Annotated in this window: 15 protein-coding genes and 2 pseudogenes; 7 read left to right on the top strand and 10 right to left on the bottom strand. The window is 66.4% G+C overall.

Features of this window, described 5'->3' with window-relative positions; all coding sequences use genetic code 11:
- Positions 1–49 precede the first annotated feature (49 nt).
- Together OKW45_RS24550 and OKW45_RS24545 are read right to left on the bottom strand one after the other, a co-directional pair.
- Positions 50–535, bottom strand: a complete 486-nt coding sequence (locus tag OKW45_RS24550; protein ID WP_429471663.1) for a DUF2147 domain-containing protein — start codon at positions 533–535, stop codon at positions 50–52.
- A gap of 200 nt (positions 536–735) precedes the next feature.
- Positions 736–1,047: pseudogene (locus OKW45_RS24545) on the bottom strand (ShlB/FhaC/HecB family hemolysin secretion/activation protein); the annotation flags it as partial.
- A 153-nt stretch (positions 1,048–1,200) separates the two neighbouring features.
- On the opposite strand from OKW45_RS24545, the gene OKW45_RS24540 reads away from it, so the two are divergent.
- Complete coding sequence (locus OKW45_RS24540; RefSeq protein WP_429471661.1) at positions 1,201–1,917, top strand: DUF2968 domain-containing protein; 717 nt, start codon at positions 1,201–1,203, stop codon at positions 1,915–1,917.
- 240 nt (positions 1,918–2,157) lie between these two features.
- On the opposite strand, the gene OKW45_RS24535 is transcribed toward OKW45_RS24540, so the two are convergent.
- Positions 2,158–2,349 (bottom strand): hypothetical protein, encoded by a 192-nt coding sequence (locus tag OKW45_RS24535; protein ID WP_429471660.1) that lies wholly within the window; start codon positions 2,347–2,349, stop codon positions 2,158–2,160.
- Between the two features lie 204 nt (positions 2,350–2,553).
- On the opposite strand from OKW45_RS24535, the pseudogene OKW45_RS24530 reads away from it, so the two are divergent.
- Positions 2,554–2,781, top strand: a pseudogene (locus OKW45_RS24530) (hypothetical protein).
- A gap of 30 nt (positions 2,782–2,811) precedes the next feature.
- Here the strand turns inward: OKW45_RS24530 and hfq are convergent.
- The gene (hfq, locus tag OKW45_RS24525) at positions 2,812–3,285 is read right to left on the bottom strand and encodes an RNA chaperone Hfq (protein WP_184008757.1); all 474 of its coding nucleotides are present in this window, start codon (positions 3,283–3,285) and stop codon (positions 2,812–2,814) included.
- A 445-nt stretch (positions 3,286–3,730) separates the two neighbouring features.
- On the opposite strand from hfq, the gene OKW45_RS24520 reads away from it, so the two are divergent.
- From OKW45_RS24520 to OKW45_RS24500, 5 genes are all read left to right on the top strand, one after another.
- Positions 3,731–3,868 (top strand): hypothetical protein, encoded by a 138-nt coding sequence (locus OKW45_RS24520; RefSeq protein ID WP_018418341.1) that lies wholly within the window; start codon positions 3,731–3,733, stop codon positions 3,866–3,868.
- A 26-nt stretch (positions 3,869–3,894) separates the two neighbouring features.
- A complete protein-coding gene (locus OKW45_RS24515; RefSeq protein ID WP_018418340.1) occupies positions 3,895–4,455 on the top strand; it encodes a sigma-70 family RNA polymerase sigma factor in 561 nt (186 codons plus the stop codon).
- On the top strand, positions 4,455–5,363 hold the full coding sequence (locus OKW45_RS24510) for an anti-sigma factor family protein (protein WP_429471657.1): 909 nt from the start codon (positions 4,455–4,457) through the stop codon (positions 5,361–5,363). Before OKW45_RS24515 ends, OKW45_RS24510 begins: the two co-directional genes overlap by 1 nt.
- A 100-nt stretch (positions 5,364–5,463) precedes the next feature.
- Positions 5,464–7,041, top strand: coding sequence for an FAD-binding oxidoreductase (locus tag OKW45_RS24505; protein WP_429471656.1), 1,578 nt, complete (start codon positions 5,464–5,466; stop codon positions 7,039–7,041).
- Between the two features lie 60 nt (positions 7,042–7,101).
- The gene (locus tag OKW45_RS24500) at positions 7,102–7,533 is read left to right on the top strand and encodes a hypothetical protein (protein WP_429471654.1); all 432 of its coding nucleotides are present in this window, start codon (positions 7,102–7,104) and stop codon (positions 7,531–7,533) included.
- Here OKW45_RS24500 and OKW45_RS24495 read toward each other — a convergent pair.
- The 6 genes from OKW45_RS24495 to OKW45_RS24470 form a co-directional block, all read right to left on the bottom strand.
- Positions 7,530–8,468: a DUF1571 domain-containing protein gene (locus OKW45_RS24495; protein ID WP_429471652.1), complete on the bottom strand. Its 939-nt coding sequence runs from the start codon at positions 8,466–8,468 to the stop codon at positions 7,530–7,532. The two genes, OKW45_RS24500 and OKW45_RS24495, sit on opposite strands and share 4 nt — an antisense overlap.
- Positions 8,469–8,565: 97 nt before the next feature.
- On the bottom strand, positions 8,566–10,353 hold the full coding sequence (locus OKW45_RS24490) for an AMP-binding protein (RefSeq protein ID WP_018418335.1): 1,788 nt from the start codon (positions 10,351–10,353) through the stop codon (positions 8,566–8,568).
- Positions 10,354–10,390: 37 nt separating this feature from the next.
- Entirely contained in the window at positions 10,391–11,692 is a 1,302-nt protein-coding gene (locus OKW45_RS24485; RefSeq protein ID WP_429471650.1) for an acetyl-CoA C-acetyltransferase, read from the bottom strand.
- A gap of 59 nt (positions 11,693–11,751) precedes the next feature.
- Positions 11,752–12,687: a MaoC/PaaZ C-terminal domain-containing protein gene (locus tag OKW45_RS24480; protein ID WP_429471648.1), complete on the bottom strand. Its 936-nt coding sequence runs from the start codon at positions 12,685–12,687 to the stop codon at positions 11,752–11,754.
- Between the two features lie 14 nt (positions 12,688–12,701).
- On the bottom strand, positions 12,702–14,117 hold the full coding sequence (locus tag OKW45_RS24475; RefSeq protein WP_429471646.1) for a 3-oxoacyl-ACP reductase: 1,416 nt from the start codon (positions 14,115–14,117) through the stop codon (positions 12,702–12,704).
- Positions 14,118–14,261: 144 nt separating this feature from the next.
- Positions 14,262–16,760 carry an acyl-CoA dehydrogenase gene (locus OKW45_RS24470; RefSeq protein ID WP_429471644.1) on the bottom strand — a complete coding sequence of 833 codons (2,499 nt, stop codon included), beginning with the start codon at positions 16,758–16,760 and terminating at the stop codon, positions 14,262–14,264.
- Between the last annotated feature and the right edge of the window lie 125 nt (positions 16,761–16,885).

The following is a 16,885-nucleotide window of genomic DNA, read 5'->3' as shown; positions in this document are numbered from 1 at the left end:
CACATTCAGGCGACGTGCCAGGCGCCACGCATGCGCCGCACGTCGACCCTCATTGCTGCCGTATCCACGTTTGCGAGCGGCCAAGCAGCGCGATCCCAATGTAGCCACGCACCACGAGCTTGTTGCCGCCGTCCTCGAGATGCATCTTGCACTTGTAGACCTTGCCGTTTTCAGGATCGAGAATCTGGCCGTGATCCCACGCGTCGCCATCCTTCTTCATGCTGTTGATGATGGTCATGCCGAGGACCGGTTGATCCTTGCGCGCATCGGTGCATTCGGTGCAACGGCGATCCGGCTGGTCGTTCGCGCCGAGACCCTTGATAACCTTGCCGTTCAGTTCGCCATTGCCGTCTTGTGTGATCTGCACGAGCGCCTTCGGCTGGCCCGTGTGATCGTCGATGGTTTGCCACGTGCCGATCGGTGTATCGGTCTGCGCCATCGCGGTCACGGCGCTGGCGAGCAGGGCGCCGGCGAGCGCGGCGTGACGGGCGGTGCGCAACGCAAGCGCGCCGGCACGTCGAGTGAATTGCGTCATTGCCTTCCTCCTTGATATGAGACAGCGCGATCATGGTCGCGCCGCGTTATGGGCATCGTGGTCGGATGTGCGGTACCGGCCTTCGCGATGCGCAACGATGCCAGCGGTGTGCCGTTCGCATCGTCAGCGCAGAATACGCGAAAGTGCATGCGTCGTTTGATAGTGGAGCTTCTAATCCGCTCGCGCACTTCTGAAGCGTGTCAATTCAGCTGGTAGCGGAACCTCGCGTTGATGCACGGACTGTGCGATGCGCTCTCCAGCGGCGCGTCACCGAGCGTTTTTCCGACGGATACATCGAGGCTGTAGTAGTGCGCATCCGAAACGCCGAAGCCGAACACGATCGATGAAGACCGCAACTGCGACGGCGTGCCCGCATGCAGATAGACGGGCGCTACGTCGAACGACACATACGGCGAGAACGAGCGCGGATATGTGAAACCGAGCGTGATCGGCCGGTTGGCCTCGACCGTCGCGCCCCAGCCCGAATCGCCAGACGCATTGCCCGGCTCATAGCTGCCGCGCCGGTGAGGCGGGACCACGCTTGCGCCTGTTCTATAGAAGCAAACGCGCAGGTACCAAATTTTCGACGAAGAGCCCGAAACCCGCGAAAGTGAGTGATAATTCCCCGTTTCCTACTAAAACAAAATCTGTTCAACAGGTATCACATGGACCGAAAGTCGAAGCTACGAGAGATTGCTCTGGCCGCATGCATCGTATTGGGGGCCCTTCAGGGCGCGAATGCACAGGCTCTGCAGAACAGTGGTGCGAGCGGTACGGTCGTGTCCCTGCCGGGTACGACGAGTGCGTTGCCCGACACCTCGCAGGCCGGCCAGGCGGAAACCACTGCACTGACGCCGGATGAAAACCGGCAATCCGCCACCGGGAACGTGGCTGAATTGCAGCAGATGATCCACGGCCCTGATCTGACCGAATTGCGCACCACGTATAACGGCAGCTATGGCGCGAGCCTGCTGTTCTACGGCAAGGAGATGACCTACTACGTCGCGCTGTTCCAGCAGAAAAACTTCTGGCGGGTCATCAAGTCGCAGGACGCCGCGCGCGCCGAGCTAATCTACAAGGATTTCGCGCGGCAGACGATGCAACTGTCGGACATCGAGATCCGCCGTACGCAACTCGAAGCGCAGAAGGCGTTCACGCAGCGCATGGTCGCGCTGTCGCAGGAACGCGCGAGCCGGCTGCAGGCCGACCTCGACGTCGCGCGTCAGCAGCAAAGCATCGTCGCGAGCCAGCAGGAGCAGAAGCGCGCCGAGGCGACCGAACTGGCGCAGCAGAAGGCCGCCGCGCAGGATCAGTTGCGCGTCGCGCAGCGCCAGGTGCGCGACCTGCAACGTCAGCTCAATAGCGGCTTGCCGGTGCATTGAGCACGACGGTGTGAGCCTGGGTCGAGTGGCGGGACGGCGCGGAAATCGGTGCGCCGTCCGGCTTGTCCGCGGGCGTTACCGTTGTTGTGTTTGATCGGTGCTTTCCGCACCCCGCCAACCCGCGCATCGCACTTTACTGCCGGGCTTTTCGGCATTTGCACTTGGCATTTTCGCGAGCCCCTGACGGCTCGTTGCCGTGTCGTTGTGCGCCGCCGTCGTACGACGCAAGACGACGCGACTTCAATGCCGCTTGCGCGTATCCGCTTGCGTTTTGCGCATCCGTTCGCGAGACGGCTGCGTCACGTCGACGGCGATCGGATCGCTGGCTGGAAAGCTTTCCATCAGCGCTTCGTCGAGCCGCGTATCGGCGGACGTCGGCGGCGTCCGGCGCGTGCGCGCAGGTCGGGAGGCATGCTGGTTTTTGCTGGTCATGGCGCGCTCCATCGGTAGAGGGTCAATCATTCAGCATAGCGCATCGCGGCTATCGGCGAACGACCGCCGGGTGGCGCAGGCGCGTCGTTTAAAACCGCCCGGCATCGATTCGTTCTCGGGGTGTCCCGGCCGCGCTCGAACCGCGCTCGAACTGCGCTTGAGCCGCGGACGACACCTCGACCAATCCATCACACCGCGAACCAGATGAACGGGAAAAAGCCGGCGGGCACGCGACGAGTGCTCGCAGCCCACGTCGCGGAAGCCGAACTGGAACACCTGGATTGGGCGACGCGGTAACCGGCGCTGCACCTGTTCGACGCCGGCTACTGGCGGCGCCGCGTGCTGGCGGTCGAGGGGAGATTCGAGCTGACCGAGCGTCAGCTGACCCAACTGAAGAAAATTCTGCGGCACCTCGGTCCGTCCACGGAGTAGCGAGGCGCGGCCGTTACCGCTTCTTCGTATTTATTCCTGATTGCCGCCGGGGCTACCGCCGCCGTGATTGCCGCCATGATTGCCGCTTTCGCCGCCGGTGCCGAACAGACGCCGCCGCCGCGTGACGACCACGGGACCTTCGGAGTTGCCGCTACGCTCGCTCGGCGCGCGTTCCGCAGACGGCGCGCCGTACGATTCACGCCCTTCACGCGGCTCGCGATGTTCGCGCGAACCATGCGGACCGCGCGCGCCATGTTCGCCATGTGACGTTCGGCCCGTGCGTGGCGCCGGCCGCGTGCCGGTGTCGAGCTGGATCGTGGAGATCGCGCGCTTGTAGATGCCTTGCAGGCCAACCGGCGTGCGCAGCATCACCAGGTACTGATCGAACGACTCGATGCATCCGGTCAGGCGGATGCCGTTGACCAGATAGATCTCGACGCGCTTTCGTTCCTTGCGCGCAGCGTTCATGAAGTCGTTTTGCGGATGCGATTCTGCGGAAGCCATGGACAATTCAGGTTAGATAGACGGTGGTTCGCCGCGATTTTACCCTTTCTACCCTATGCGGGGGCAGAACGCGTCGACGGGGCGGACTTTGTCCACTATAACGACTTGTGAGCACATAAGCATCCGATAACGCGGGACTGTAACGTTGAGTTACGAATCTGCTGGTCAATGTCGTCTTCTTCCGGTCTCTCCAGGCATTGACGGCATGGTTGGCGGAAAAGGAAGAACATAGGGGCATGTTGCGCGACCACGCCGGCGGCGTCGAAGCGCCGCGAAAAAGCCCGGAGAAACAGCGCAGCGAAACAGCGCCACGACGGCGGTGGAATAAACCACGCGATCGCGGCGTTAAGTCCAGTATGGCAGTACCGCATTCCGCGGCTGCCGCCCGCCGCGCCGGTCGGTCGATCGGTCGATCGCGTGCCGGGCATCTGCCAGGAGGTTCACCATGAAAGTATCCCGTATTCTGTCAGCGCTCTTCGTCCTGCTCGCGCTCGCGTGCGGCTCCCTCGCGCACGCGGCCGATACCGACAACGCCGCGTCGGGTTCGAGCAACAACAGCAACAGCAGCGGCGGCGGCTACTAACGCCGCGACCGAGCCTGGCACGCCGGGTGACATTCGAAGCGGAAGTGATCGCGTGGTTGCCCCAGCTGCGCCGCTATGCGCGCGCACTGACGGGCGACCGCGCCTGGGCCGACGATCTCGTGCAGGATACGGCGGAGCGCGCGCTTGCGCGCTGGTCGGCATTCCGGCCGAACAGCAACCTGCGCGCGTGGCTGCTGACGATCCTGCGGCATCTGTACATCGACCAGTTGCGCGGGCGCCGCGAGATCGCCGTCGACGACGAAAGCGCGCCGTGGCGCAATCTCGAGGCGCCGCACGGCGAGGTCGACGGTCTGGTGCTGCGCGACGTGCAGCGCGCGCTGTACTGCCTGCCGCTCGAGCAGCGTGAGGTGCTGCTGCTGGTGTGCGTCGAGGAGCTGTCGTACCAGGAGGCATCGAGCGCGCTGGGGGTGCCGATCGGTACGGTGATGTCGCGGCTGTCGCGCGCGCGCGAGCATATGCGCACGTTGCTGTGCGAGGAACCCCCAGGGCCGATGCACGGACCGCAGCCCCGTGCGCCGCGGGCGGCGCAAACAGTCGCGCCGCTGAAAGTGGTGAGAAACCGATAATGAACAACGACGACTCCGATTCCGGCTTGCATGACGAGCTCGATCTACGCGCGCTGTCGGCCTATGTCGATGGCGAATTGCCGGAAGAGCAGCAAGCCGCGATCGAAATGCAGCTTCGCCAGCACCCGCAGGCCACCGCGCGCGTGGCCGCGTGGCGCGCGCAGAAGGCGGCGCTGCGGGCGCTATGCGGCGTGCCGGACAGCGATGCGCTGCAAGCGCAAGCAGGGCAGGGGGCCGACGATCGGCAGCAAGCCGCTGAATCCGGCGAGCGAAGCTATGCAGGCGGCCAGCCCACGGAGGCGGAGGAGCCGGCTTTTATCGTCGTGCGTCGGACGCGGCCGTGGTGGCAGCGTGCGGGTCTCGCCGCCTGCTGGCTCGCGGCCGGCGCCGGGCTCGCGCTGGCCCTCGGTCCGCTCGCGCCGCGGCTGACCGGCGGCGCGTGGAGCGGCCTCGGCGGACAGCCGGCCGGTTTTGCGCAGCGCGCGGATGTCGCGTACGCGGTGTACTCGCCGGAGCGGCGTCATCCGGTCGAAGTCGCCGCCAGCGAAGAGGCGCATCTGATCACCTGGCTGTCGAAGCGGCTGAATCGTCCGCTGTCGGTGCCGTCGCTGCAGGAGTATGGCTATTCGCTGGTGGGCGGCCGGCTGTTGCCCGGCGAGGCTGGGCCGGCTGCGCAGTTCATGTACGAGAACCAGGCCGGCGCGCGCCTGACGCTGTACGTGACCGGCGTCACACGCGACGAAACCGCGTTCCGCCTGTTTCGCGACGGCAACCGCCGCACCTTCTACTGGATCAGCGACGGCATGGGCTACGCGCTGTCTGGCGCGATCGCGGAAGGCACGCTGCGCGAAATCGCGCTCGACGTGTGCAGCGCGCTCGGTGGTAAGCCCGAGACGTGGCAGCAGTAGCGGGCGGGCGGTAGCGTGTCGTCATGGCAGTCAGCGGCGACGCACGCATAGCTGCCCGCGCGACTGCACCTGCGGGTTACCCGACCGACAAGGAGACGCCTTGCCCCAGACGCTGCCGCCCAACCTGTCCCCCGCGCAGTTCGACCGCGCGCTCGCCGGCTGGCGCGCGATCGTCGGTGAAGCGCATGTGCTGCGGTCCGACGCCGGCCTCGCCGCCTATGGCGATCCGTTCGCTCCTGGCGAGCCGGGGGCGTTTGTCGCGAGCGCCGCGCTGCTGCCCGCGTCGGTCGATGAAATCCGCGCGGTGCTGCGCATCGCCAATCAGTACCGGATTCCGCTGTGGACCGTGTCGACCGGGCGCAACTTCGCGTACGGCGGCGCGGCGCCGCGTCTCAGCGGCTCGGTCGTGCTCGACTTGCAGCGCATGAACCGCATCCTCGAAGTCAACGAAACGCTCGCCTACGCGCTGGTCGAACCGGGCGTCAGCTATTTCGATCTGTACGCGCATCTGCGCGACAAGGGCTACAAGCTGTGGGTCGATCCACCGGCTGCCGGCTGGGGCAGCGTGGTCGGCAACACGCTGGAGCGCGGCTTCGGCTATACCGACTACGGCGATCACGCGGCGGCCCAATGCGGGATGGAGGTCGTGCTCGCCAACGGCGACGTGCTGCGCACCGGCATGGGCGGCGTCGAGATCGGCACTGCGTGGCAGCTGTATCAGCCGGGCTACGGGCCCTCGTTCGATGCGATGTTCATGCAGTCGAACTACGGCATCGTGACGAAGCTCGGCGTGTGGCTGATGCCCGCGCCGCCCGCGTATCTGCTCGGCGAAATCCAGTTTCGTCGCGAGGCCGATCTGGAGGAGATCGTCGAGATTCTGCGGCCGTTGCGGCTCGACGGCACGATCCGCAATCACGCGGTGATCGAGGGCGGATTGCGGCGCGCGGCGAGCCTGTCGCCACGCCGGCAGTGGTATGACGGCGCGGGCGCGATGCCCGGGAGCGCGGTGCAGGCGATGCTCGACAAACTCGGCGTCGGGCGCTGGAACCTGCATTTCGCGCTGTACGGCACGCCCGAGTTGATCGACGCGCGCTACGCGCTGATCGAGCGCGCGTTCGCGCGGGTGCGAGAGGCGCGGTTCACGGCGGCGCGCTATGCGGGCGATGCTCTGCCGACGGGCGGCGGCGATCGCAACATGGCCGGCATTCCCGCGATGACCGCGTTTCGCATGCTCGACTGGCGCGGCGGCGCGGGCGCGCACGTCGACTTCGCGCCGATCTGTCCGGCGACCGGGCGCGACGCGATGCGCCAGTACACGATGGTGAAAGCGCGTGCCGCCGAATACGGCTTCGACTACTACGGTGGCTTCACCGCGGGCGCGCGGCATCTGCATCATATTTTCGCGGCGATTTTCGATCGCGACGACGCGAACCAGGTGGAGCAGGCCGGCGCGCTGCTGCGCTCGCTGATGAGCGACGCGCGCGCGGCCGGCTACGGCGAATATCGCGCGCATCTCGCGTACATGGATTTCGCGGCCGCGCAATACAGCTTCAACGACGGTGCGTCGCTGCGCTTTGCCGAAACGCTGAAGGATGCGCTCGATCCGAACGGCATTCTCGCGCCGGGCAAGCAGGGCATCTGGCCGGCGGCATGGCGCGACCGGCGGGGGTACACGTGAACGACACGTGCGGACACGCACGGCAGACCGAAGCGCAAACAGAACGGAACGTACACGCCAATGGATCGACGCACTTTCATGCTCACCGGTGCATGCCTCGCGACGGCCGCGGGCAGCGCATGGCCGTGGCTCGCGCAAGCCGCCGCGTGCGCGGACGATGCGCGCGCGTTCGCGATCGTCGACTCGACGCTCGAATGCGGCGCGTCGTTCGCACGCTATGCAGCGCATCTTCGCTTACCGACCTTCGAAACCGGCGACGATGCGGGCGCGCTCTGGTTCACCACACTTGCGCCACTGCTCGACGATGGGCGGACCCCGCACGCGATGCCCGCGCTGATCGGCTTCACGCGCGCGTCCGATTACTTCGTCCTGCAACACCTCGCGCTTCGCACGGGACGCTTCGTCGAGCATCGTCACGAAGCGCGCGAGGGGCAGAATGCGCAACCCGCCCACGTGGCCTTCGCACTGACGCCGCGCAGCGCGCGCGGCTAAAACTTGTAGTCCTTGTTCTTCGGATCGAAGGTCGAATCGTCGAATGTCTTCGGCGTGATGCTCTCGAATACGATCTGCTCGAAAATCTTGCCGTCGTTGTCGTAAGACTGGACGCTGCGAAAGAACGGATGACGCAGATCGAGCCCGAGCGTTTCCCTTTTCGCGTAGAACTGTGGCTGACCGACCGGTGTTTCGAACGTGAACGCGACGACGCGCACACCGTCGATCGTCTTCACTGCGATCTGCACCGAACGCGGCAAGCCGGCCTCGGTGTACTTTTTTCCTTCGCTCAGGTATTGATCGGCAACGTACTCGGTGCCGAGATCGCGCACGCTGTGATTCGATTGCGAGCGTGCGAGCGTGCCGGTCAGCGACGTCCACAACGGCATCACGTTCATGATGCCGCCGAGGTGGCCGTAGGTTTCGTCGCTACGTTTCGATTCGTCGTAGATGATTTCCTGGCCCGCATGCGCGCCGTCGGGCAGCCACTTCGCGTAGATGCGCAGCGGGTCGTGCGCGACGCGCACCAGCATGTGATCGGGCTTGTCGGGCCAGATGCCGCGAATGCGTTCGGAGCGCGACATCGTAAACTCGTACGACGGGTAGTCGTTCGGCCCTTCCTTGATATAGCGCGGCAGCGCGAGCGGATCGAGCGACTGGAACAGCGCGACCAGTTGCGCGTCGTCGAGCTTTTCGAGCGTGCCGCTTTGCTGCGCGGCGCGCAGCCATTTGACCTGCTGGTCGAGCGTCAGCTTGCCGACCTGCGCGGCCGGCGTGGTGGGCGGCTTGACGGCGCTCGCGGTGTTGAGCGGGGGCGGGCGGTCGTCGTTCTGCGCGAAGGCCGTCGGCACCGACAGCAGGCCGACCGCGACGAGCAGCGCACCCGGCAAGCGATGTCGCAGCCGATGCGAATGGGCGGACATGCGGTGCTTCATGAATTTCTCCAGAAAGTGACGCGGCCGCTCATGCAACATGCAAGGCAATAACGCGAAGCAACAAAGCAATAACGCTTTGAAGCAACGCTTATTCCCGTCAGGCAGACTTCTGTTTCGCGAGTTCCTCGTCGCGCAACGCACGGCGCAGAATTTTGCCGACGTTGGTTTGCGGCAGCTCGTCGCGGAATTCGACGAGCTTCGGCACCTTGTAGCCAGTCAGATTCTTGCGGCAGTACGCAATCACCTGCTCGGCGGTCAGTGCCGGCGTGCGCCGCACGATGAACACCTTCACGCGCTCGCCCTGCTCGGGGTCGGGCACGCCGATCGCGGCGACTTCGCGCACTTCCGGATGCGCGGCGATCACGTCCTCGATTTCGTTCGGATACACGTTGAAGCCCGACACGAGGATCATGTCCTTCTTGCGATCGATCAGACGGATAAAGCCGCGCGAGTCCATCACGCCGATGTCGCCGGTCGCGAGCCAGCCGTCGTCGTCGATCACCTTCGCGGTTTCGTCGGGGCGGTTCCAGTAGCCCTTCATGACCTGCGGGCCCTTCACGCACAGCTCGCCCGCCTCGCCGATATTGGCCCAGCCGCCGTCGTCTTTCCTGAAGCGCACCTGCGTGGACGGCGCGGGCAAGCCGATCGAGCCCTCGAAGTCGCGCAGATTGGTCAGATCGACCGGATTCATCGAGACGATCGGCGAGCACTCGGTGAGTCCGTAGCCCTCGACGATCGGCTTGCCCGTCACCGCCTTGAAGCGCTCGGCGACGGCTTTCTGCGTCGCCATGCCGCCCGCCATCGCGAGCTTCAGGTCCGAGAAGTCGCGCCGACAGAATTCCTCGTTGTCGAGGAACGCGTTATAGAGCGTGTTGACCGCGGTCATGCCGGTGAATTTTTCGTGACGGATGATCATCATCACGCGCTTCATGTCGCGCGGATTCGCGATCAGGATGTTGCGCCCGCCGAGCCCCATGAAGATCAGCGCATTCACGGTCAGCGAGTAGATGTGATAAAGCGGCAGCGGCGTGAGCACCGTTTCGCCCTCGCCGGACAGCTGCCCCGCGGCCCACGCCTTCGCCTGCAACAGATTGGCGAGGATGTTCCGGTGCGTGAGCATCGCGCCTTTCGCGACGCCGGTCGTGCCGCCCGTGTATTGCAGGAACGCGATGTCTTCGTGGGTCGCGCGCACCGGTGTGTGCGGCCGCGCATAACCGGCCGAAAGCGCTTTCAGGAGCGGCACCGACTGCGGCAGCTTGTAGGCGGGCACCATCTTTTTCACGTGACGCAGCATGAAATTGAGCAGGTGTCCCTTCAGGTTCGCGCCGTCGGCGAGCAGATCGCCGAGCCCGGTCACGATCACGTTGCGCACCTTGGTGCCCGGCAACGCATCTTCGAGCGTCTTCGCGAAGTTCTCGAACACGACGATCGTCTGCGCGCCGCTGTCCTTTAGCTGGTGCGCGAGTTCGCGCACCGTGTAGAGCGGATTCACGTTGACGACCACGGCACCCGCCTTGATCGTGCCGAACAGCGCGACCGGATACTGGAAGGTGTTCGGCAGCATGATCGCGACGCGCTCGCCCGGCTCCACGCCGATGCTTTGCAGGTACGCCGCGAACGCACTCGCCTTGCGGCCCAGCTCGCCGTACGTCAGGTTCGCGCCGACGCTGACGTACGCGACGCGCTCGCGGAACCGCGCGGTGCATTCGTCGAAGAACTGGTCGATCGACTCGTATTGCGTGACGTCGATGTCGCGCGGCACGTCGTCCGGATAGGACGCGTACCAGATGCCGTCGGTGTTCGGAGCGGGGTGGGGCACCGGGTTTTGACGAGGCGTGCCGCCTGCGTCCGGCACGTGCAGCGGGGCTTGGGTGGGCTCGGTCATCGGTTGCCTCCTGAAAATATTGGTATGCGCTGCCGCGCTAGCGTTCCAGAATCGCGACGACCCCCTGGCCGCCCGCCGCGCAGATCGAGATCAGCCCGCGTGCGCTGCCGGCCGGTTTGTCGAGTTGCGCCAGCATCTTCGCGAGCGCGGCGACGATACGCCCGCCCGTCGCCGCAAACGGATGGCCGGTCGCGAGCGAACCGCCGTTCACGTTGAGCCTGGTGCGGTCGATCGCACCGAGCGCGCCGGCGAGGTCAAGCTGCGTGCGGCAATATTCGTCATCCTGCCATGCCGCGAGCGTGCACAACACCTGGGCCGCGAACGCTTCGTGGATTTCGTAGAAATCGAAGTCCTGCAACGTGAGACCGGCGCGCGCGAGCATGCGCGGCACCGCGTAGGCGGGCGCCATCAGAAGGCCTTCCTGCTTGTCGAAAAAGTCGACCGCCGCGGTTTCCGACCAGCTCAGATACGCGAGCACGGGCAAGCCGCGCTCGGCCGCCCACGCTTCGCTCGCGAGCAGTACCGCGGATGCGCCATCGGTCAGCGGCGTCGAGTTGCCGGCGGTCAGCGTGCCCGCGTCGCGGTCGAACACGGGCTTCAGGTTCGAAAGCTTTTCGAGCGACAGGTCGGCGCGCAGGTTGTTGTCGCGCGCGAGGCCTTTGTACGGCGTCATCAGATCGTTGACGAAGCCGCGCGCGTACGCATCGGCGAGCTTGCGATGGCTCTCGCACGCGAGCACGTCCTGCGCCTCGCGCGAGATGTTCCAGCGCTTGGCCATCAGCTCGCAATGCTCGCCCATCGACAGCCCCGTGCGGGGCTCGCCGTTGCGCGGCAACAGCGGCTTGAAGAACATGCCGGGCCGCAGCCTGCTGAGCGCGGCGATACGCTGACCGGTAGTCTTGCCGCGATTCGCTTCGAGCAGGATCTCGCGCATGCGCTCGTTGACGCCGATCGGGGCGTCGGACGTGGTATCGACGCCGCCCGCGATGCCCGCGTCGATCTGCCCAAGCGCGATCTTGTTGGCGACGAGAATCGCGGCTTCGAGGCCGGTGCCGCAGGCCTGCTGCACGTCATAGGCGGGCGTTTCCTTCGCGAGCGTGGTGGACAGCACGGACTCGCGCGTCAGGTTAAAGTCGCGCGAATGCTTGATGACGGCGCCCGCCGCGACTTCGCCGAGACGCACGCCGTGCAGGTCATATTGATCGATCAGCCCTTGCAGCGTGAAGGTCAGCATGTCCTGATTCGATGCGCTCGCGTACGCGGTGTTCGAGCGGGCAAACGGAATCCGGTTGCCCCCGATGACGGCGACGCGGCGCACGGCAGGTTGCGGGTGGGACATGCTCGGCTCCTTTGTGTCGTTCCCAGATTACTGGTCGATGCGAACGGCGCGCTCGCGGTTCACAGCAGCCGCCACTGCATGCGCGCGCGCAAATGCGGCTTTTCCCCGGCGATATCGCGCACCTCGAGATCGCGCTCGATCAGCGAAGGCGATGCGCTCCACAGCGACGCTTCGCCCGGCAGCAGCATCGGCACCCTGAACTCGGCGCTGAGTGTCGCTTCGGCGAGCGGCTTCGGCGGCTGCAGCGACGACGCCGCGCGCGCGAGCGTCCACATGCCATGCGCGATCGCGCGCGGAAAACCGAACGCCTTTGCCGACAGCGCGCTGATGTGGATCGGGTTGTAGTCGCCGGACACGCTCGCGTAGTCGCGGCCCAATTGCGGCGCGAGTTGCCAGCGCGCGATCCGTTGCAGCGCATCGGGGCCGAGCGTCAACGCTTCGAGCGGATGGCCGAGCGCCGGCACCGCGCGCTTCAGATAGATGCTGTCGCCGTCCCACACCGCCTCGCCGCGCCGATAGATGCGCGTATGCACGACGAACGCCTGACCTCTGTCGTGACGCAGCAGCGCGCCGAATTCGACCTCGATGCGCAGCAGGTCCTTGTAGGCGAGCGGGCGGCGCAGCCGCACATGATTGGCCAGATGCACGAGACCGAGCGCGGGCCACGGAAACGCGGGGTCGGTCAGCATCAGCAGATGCAGCGGAAACGCGAGCAGATGCGGGTAGGTCAGCGGCACGCCGTGCTCGGGAATGAAGCCGCACACGCGCGCATAGCGCCACACGGGGCCGGGCTCGAGCACGACGGCGGGGCGCACGAGCCGCAACGGCGGCAGCCGCGTGTCGCGGCCGCGCTTGACGATGCCCGTCAGCGCGCGTCCGTACAGCTTTGCCGGCGCGGGCAGCGTTTCGATGACGACGGTTTTCGGCCGCGCGCCGTCGCCGCCCGGCGCGGGCGCAAGCTGACGGCTGCCGAAGGGATCACGCGGTTCGTCCATACCCATGCTCCCGTTCAGGCGCCAATCACGCTTTGACCGCACACGCGCACGACCTGGCCCGTCACGCCGGCCGAGCCCGGATGAGCGAGCCATGCGATGGTCTGCGCGACGTCGACGGGCTGGCCGCCCTGGCTCATCGAGTTCATGCGGCGGCCAGCCTCGCGGATCGCGAGCGGAATCTTCGCGGTCATCTGCGTTTCGATGAAGCCGGGCGCGACCGCGTTGATCGTGATGCCGCGCGCGCGCAGTGGCGGCGCCATGCTCTGCACCCGGCCGATCACGCCAGCCTTAGACGTCGCGTAGTTGGTCTGGCCGCGATTGCCCGCGATGCCGCCGATCGACGACACCGCGACGATGCGCCCGCCATCGCGCAAGATGCCGGCGGCGAGCAGCGCGTCGTCGATGCGTTCCTGCGCGCTCAGGTTGATGTCGATCACGCTTTGCCAGACGGCGTCGGTCATCTTCGCGATGGTCTTGTCCTTCGTGATGCCGGCGTTGTGCACGATGATGTCGACGCCGAGCTCGTCGAGCGCGGCGGCGATCTGCGCGGGCGCTTCGGGCGCGGCGATGTCGAACGCGAGCGGGCTGCCGTTCAGCCGCCGCATCGTCGCATCGAGCGCGTCGCGCGCGGACGGAATGTCGAGGCCGATCACATGCGCGCCCTCGGCCGCGAGCACGCTCGCGATCGCCGCGCCGATGCCGCGGGCCGCGCCCGTGACCAGCGCGCGCTGGCCGGCAAGCGGCTGGCGCCAGTCGAACGCGGGCGCGTCGTGCGGCAGCGCGCCATGTGGCGCAATCCGCACCACCTGACCGGACACATAGGCCGAGCGCGGCGACAGGAAAAAGCGCAGCGTCGCCTCGATGGCGTTTTCAGCGCCTTCCTCCACGTACACGAGATTCGCGGTGATGCCGCGCCGCGCTTCCTTACCGAGCGAGCGCACGAGCCCTTCGAGCGCGCGCTGGGCAGTCCACTGACGCGGGCTCGCGCAGGCCTCAGGCGGCCGGCCCAGCACGACGATGCGCCCACACTTGCCGAGCGAGCGCAGCGTGTCGTGGAAAAAGCCGTGCAGCGGTTCGAGCAGGCTGCTGTCGTCGATACCGCTCGCGTCGAACATCAACGCGGCAAGCTTGCCCGGCGCACCGGCTTCGGCCGGCTCGAAGCGGCCGGTCATCAGGCCGTGGCGATGGGCGAGCGGCACCCAGAGCCCGGCGCTTTCGTGCGCGACGCTCGTCATGCCGATGGTGGCGATTAGATTCGCGAGCGCGTCGAACAGGCGCGGCTCGCGGCCCGCGCCGATCGCGATCAGTCCGTCGAACTCGGGCCGGTCCGCGCGATAGCGTCGCAGCACCTCGGGCTTCGGCAGCCCGAGCGAGCGCGCGAGACGGCCGCCGAACGGCGAGTTGACGAACTTCAGGTAGGAGTCGTTCATGTTATCGGTTGCTCCGCTGGACGCGCCGCAGGCAGCCCCGTGATTTTCAGGGGCGCCGGACGTGTGTCAGTGTGCCTTGAGTTGCGTGACTCGGGTACGGTTTGCCGCGCCGGGTCGGTAGTTTTTTCTGTGTGAGCGCGGGCATCAGGCCACCAGCTCCAGCGCCTTTTCGAGCGCCTGCTTGCGCTGTTGCAAGCTCGCGAGCAGGTCGAAGTCGGCGGGGAAATCGTCGACCTTGACGACCTGCGCGCCGTAGCGCGCGTAGTCGTCGAGCACGCGCCGCTCGTCCGCGTCGACGAGGCCCTGGCGTTGCGCCGCATCGGTCCATGCGGCGAACTGCGGCAGGCTTTGCGGCAGCGGTTCGAGCAGACCCTGCTTCACCGCCTCGCGCAGCTTCTGCTCGATCCGCGTGAACTGCGGATTGAGCGCGAACGCGAGCTCGCCATAGCCGAGCGCATCGACGTCGGGGTGCGGCACGTACGAGTCGGCGACGAGCCGCTCGCGCGCCGGGCCGGGCGTTTGCATCAGTTCGGCGATCTCGCTGCCGAGCCGGTCCGACGGCTCGCGATGCGGCAGGCCGAACGGGAATGCGAGCACACGCACGAGCGTCGCGGCGACCCGGTTCGGGTAGTTCGCGAGCACGCCGTCGAGCGCGCGCTGGGCCTTGTACAGCGCATCCTCGACGCCCCACCGCACGAGCGGCAGGTCGTCGTGCTGTCGGCCTTCGTCCTCGAAACGCTTCAGCGTCGCCGAGATCAGGAACAGCTGCGACACTACGTCCCCGAGGCGTCCCGAGATGCGTTCGCGACGCTTCAGATCGCCGCCGAGCACGAACATCGACACGTCGGCGAGCAACGCGAACACGGTCGACAGACGCGTCGCCGCGCGATAGTACGCATGGAGCGGCGCATACGCGCGGCGCGGCTTCGCGATCAGCGCGCCGCCGCTCAGCCCATACACGGCGCTGCGCACCACGTTCGACACCGTGAAATTCAGGTGGCCGAAGAACGCCGCGTCGAACTCGCGCAAGGCTTTCGCGCGATCGGGCTCGCGCGTCGCCGTCATTTCCTTCAACACGTACGGATGGCAGCGAATCGCGCCCTGGCCAAAGATGATCAGACAGCGCGTCAGAATGTTCGCACCTTCGACGGTGATCGAGATCGGCAGTTGCTGATACACGCGCGCCAGAAAGTTCGACGGCCCCATGCAAATACCCTTGCCGGCGACGACGTCCATGCCGTCGTTGATGACCATGCGAGCGCGCTCGGTGATGTGATATTTGGCGATCGCCGAAATGACGGACGGCTTTTCGCCGAGGTCGACCGCCTGCGCGGACAGGCGGCGCGCGGCGTCCATCACGTACAGGTTGCCGCCCATGCGGCCGAGCGCTTCCTGCACGCCCTCGAACTTGCCGACGGCGGTGCGGAACTGGCGCCGAATCGCGGCATATGCGCCGGTGCCGCGCACCGCGAGCTTCGCCATCCCGACGTTCGACGACGGCAGCGAGATCGCGCGGCCCGCCGCCAGACACTCCATCAGCATGCGCCAGCCGTTGCCGACCTGGGCGCGTCCGCCGATCACCCAGTCGAGCGGAATGAACACGTCTTTGCCCGAGTTCGGGCCGTTCTGGAACACTGCGTTCAACGGCCAGTGACGGCGGCCGATGTCGACGCCAGGGTGGTCGGTCGGAATCAGCGCGCAGGTGATGCCGGGTTCGTCGTTCGTGCCGAGCAGATGGTCGGGGTCGAGCGCGCGGAACGCGAGGCCGAGTACGGTCGCGATCGGCCCGAGCGTGATGTAGCGCTTGTCCCACGTGACGCGAAAGCCGAGCGTCTCGCGGCCCTCGTGCAGGCCCTGGCAAGCGATGCCGACATCGGGAATCGCGGCGGCGTCGGACCCGGCATACGGGCTCGTCAGCGCGAAGCAGGGCAGTTCCTCGCCGCGCGCGAGACGCGGCAGATAGTAGTTCTTCTGCGCGTCGGTGCCGTAGTGCATCAGCAACTCGGCCGGGCCTAGCGAGTTCGGCACCATCACCGACACGGCCGCGGCCGAGCAGCGCGTCGCGAGCTTCATGATCACCTGCGAATGCGCGTACGCGGAGAACTGTTTGCCGCCGTACTGCTTCGGAATAATCATGCCGAGAAAGCCGTGCTGCTTGATGAACTGCCACGTTGGCGGCGACAGGTCCTGCCAGACCATCGTGGTTTCCCAGTCGTTCGCGAGCGCACACAGCTGCTCGCATTCGACGTCGAGGAACGCCTGTTCTTCGGCGCTGAGCATGGCCGGGCCATAGCCGAGCAGCGTGTCCCAGTGGGGGCGGCCCGAGAATAGCTCGGCGTCCCACCAGACCGTGCCCGCCTCGATCGCGTCGCGCTCGGTCGGCGACATCTGCGGCAGGATCTTGCGGAACGTGTCGAGCACCGGTTTCGCGAGCCATGCGCGGCGCAGCGGTTTGATCGTCAGCACGAGGGCGGGGAGTACGAACACGATCGCGAGCAGTGTCGTCAGCAGCGGGCCGGCCGCGCCGCTCACGAGCGCGGCGGCGACCCAGACGATCAGCGCCGCGAGCCACCATGAGGCGCGGGCCTGAACGTAGACGAGAGCGAATGCGGCGATGACGAGCGCCAGGATGAACCACGGCATGACGTTTCCTCCTCTGTGGTGACGCAATCGCCGGGCCAGCTGCGAGTCGCGCACTTGCGTCGGGCGTTACCGTGTCTTACCGACTCGACTGACGGGCACGGCGCAGCTGCGCAACGTAGATGTGC

It is taken from the genome of Paraburkholderia lebeckiae (assembly GCF_050436225.1).
Lineage (GTDB): Bacteria > Pseudomonadota > Gammaproteobacteria > Burkholderiales > Burkholderiaceae > Paraburkholderia > Paraburkholderia tuberum.
The sequence above is the reverse complement of the archived record's forward strand: the minus strand, read 5'-3'. Positions and strand labels throughout refer to the sequence as shown.

Coding starts and splice junctions, on each gene's coding strand:
- OKW45_RS24550 (WP_429471663.1), bottom strand. CDS start 535: ATGACGCAATTCACTCGACGTGCCGGCGCGCTTGCGTTGCGCACCGCC.
- OKW45_RS24540 (WP_429471661.1), top strand. CDS start 1,201: ATGGACCGAAAGTCGAAGCTACGAGAGATTGCTCTGGCCGCATGCATC.
- OKW45_RS24535 (WP_429471660.1), bottom strand. CDS start 2,349: ATGACCAGCAAAAACCAGCATGCCTCCCGACCTGCGCGCACGCGCCGG.
- hfq (WP_184008757.1), bottom strand. CDS start 3,285: ATGGCTTCCGCAGAATCGCATCCGCAAAACGACTTCATGAACGCTGCG.
- OKW45_RS24520 (WP_018418341.1), top strand. CDS start 3,731: ATGAAAGTATCCCGTATTCTGTCAGCGCTCTTCGTCCTGCTCGCGCTC.
- OKW45_RS24510 (WP_429471657.1), top strand. CDS start 4,455: ATGAACAACGACGACTCCGATTCCGGCTTGCATGACGAGCTCGATCTA.
- OKW45_RS24500 (WP_429471654.1), top strand. CDS start 7,102: ATGGATCGACGCACTTTCATGCTCACCGGTGCATGCCTCGCGACGGCC.
- OKW45_RS24495 (WP_429471652.1), bottom strand. CDS start 8,468: ATGAAGCACCGCATGTCCGCCCATTCGCATCGGCTGCGACATCGCTTG.
- OKW45_RS24490 (WP_018418335.1), bottom strand. CDS start 10,353: ATGACCGAGCCCACCCAAGCCCCGCTGCACGTGCCGGACGCAGGCGGC.
- OKW45_RS24485 (WP_429471650.1), bottom strand. CDS start 11,692: ATGTCCCACCCGCAACCTGCCGTGCGCCGCGTCGCCGTCATCGGGGGC.
- OKW45_RS24480 (WP_429471648.1), bottom strand. CDS start 12,687: ATGGACGAACCGCGTGATCCCTTCGGCAGCCGTCAGCTTGCGCCCGCG.
- OKW45_RS24475 (WP_429471646.1), bottom strand. CDS start 14,117: ATGAACGACTCCTACCTGAAGTTCGTCAACTCGCCGTTCGGCGGCCGT.
- OKW45_RS24470 (WP_429471644.1), bottom strand. CDS start 16,760: ATGCCGTGGTTCATCCTGGCGCTCGTCATCGCCGCATTCGCTCTCGTC.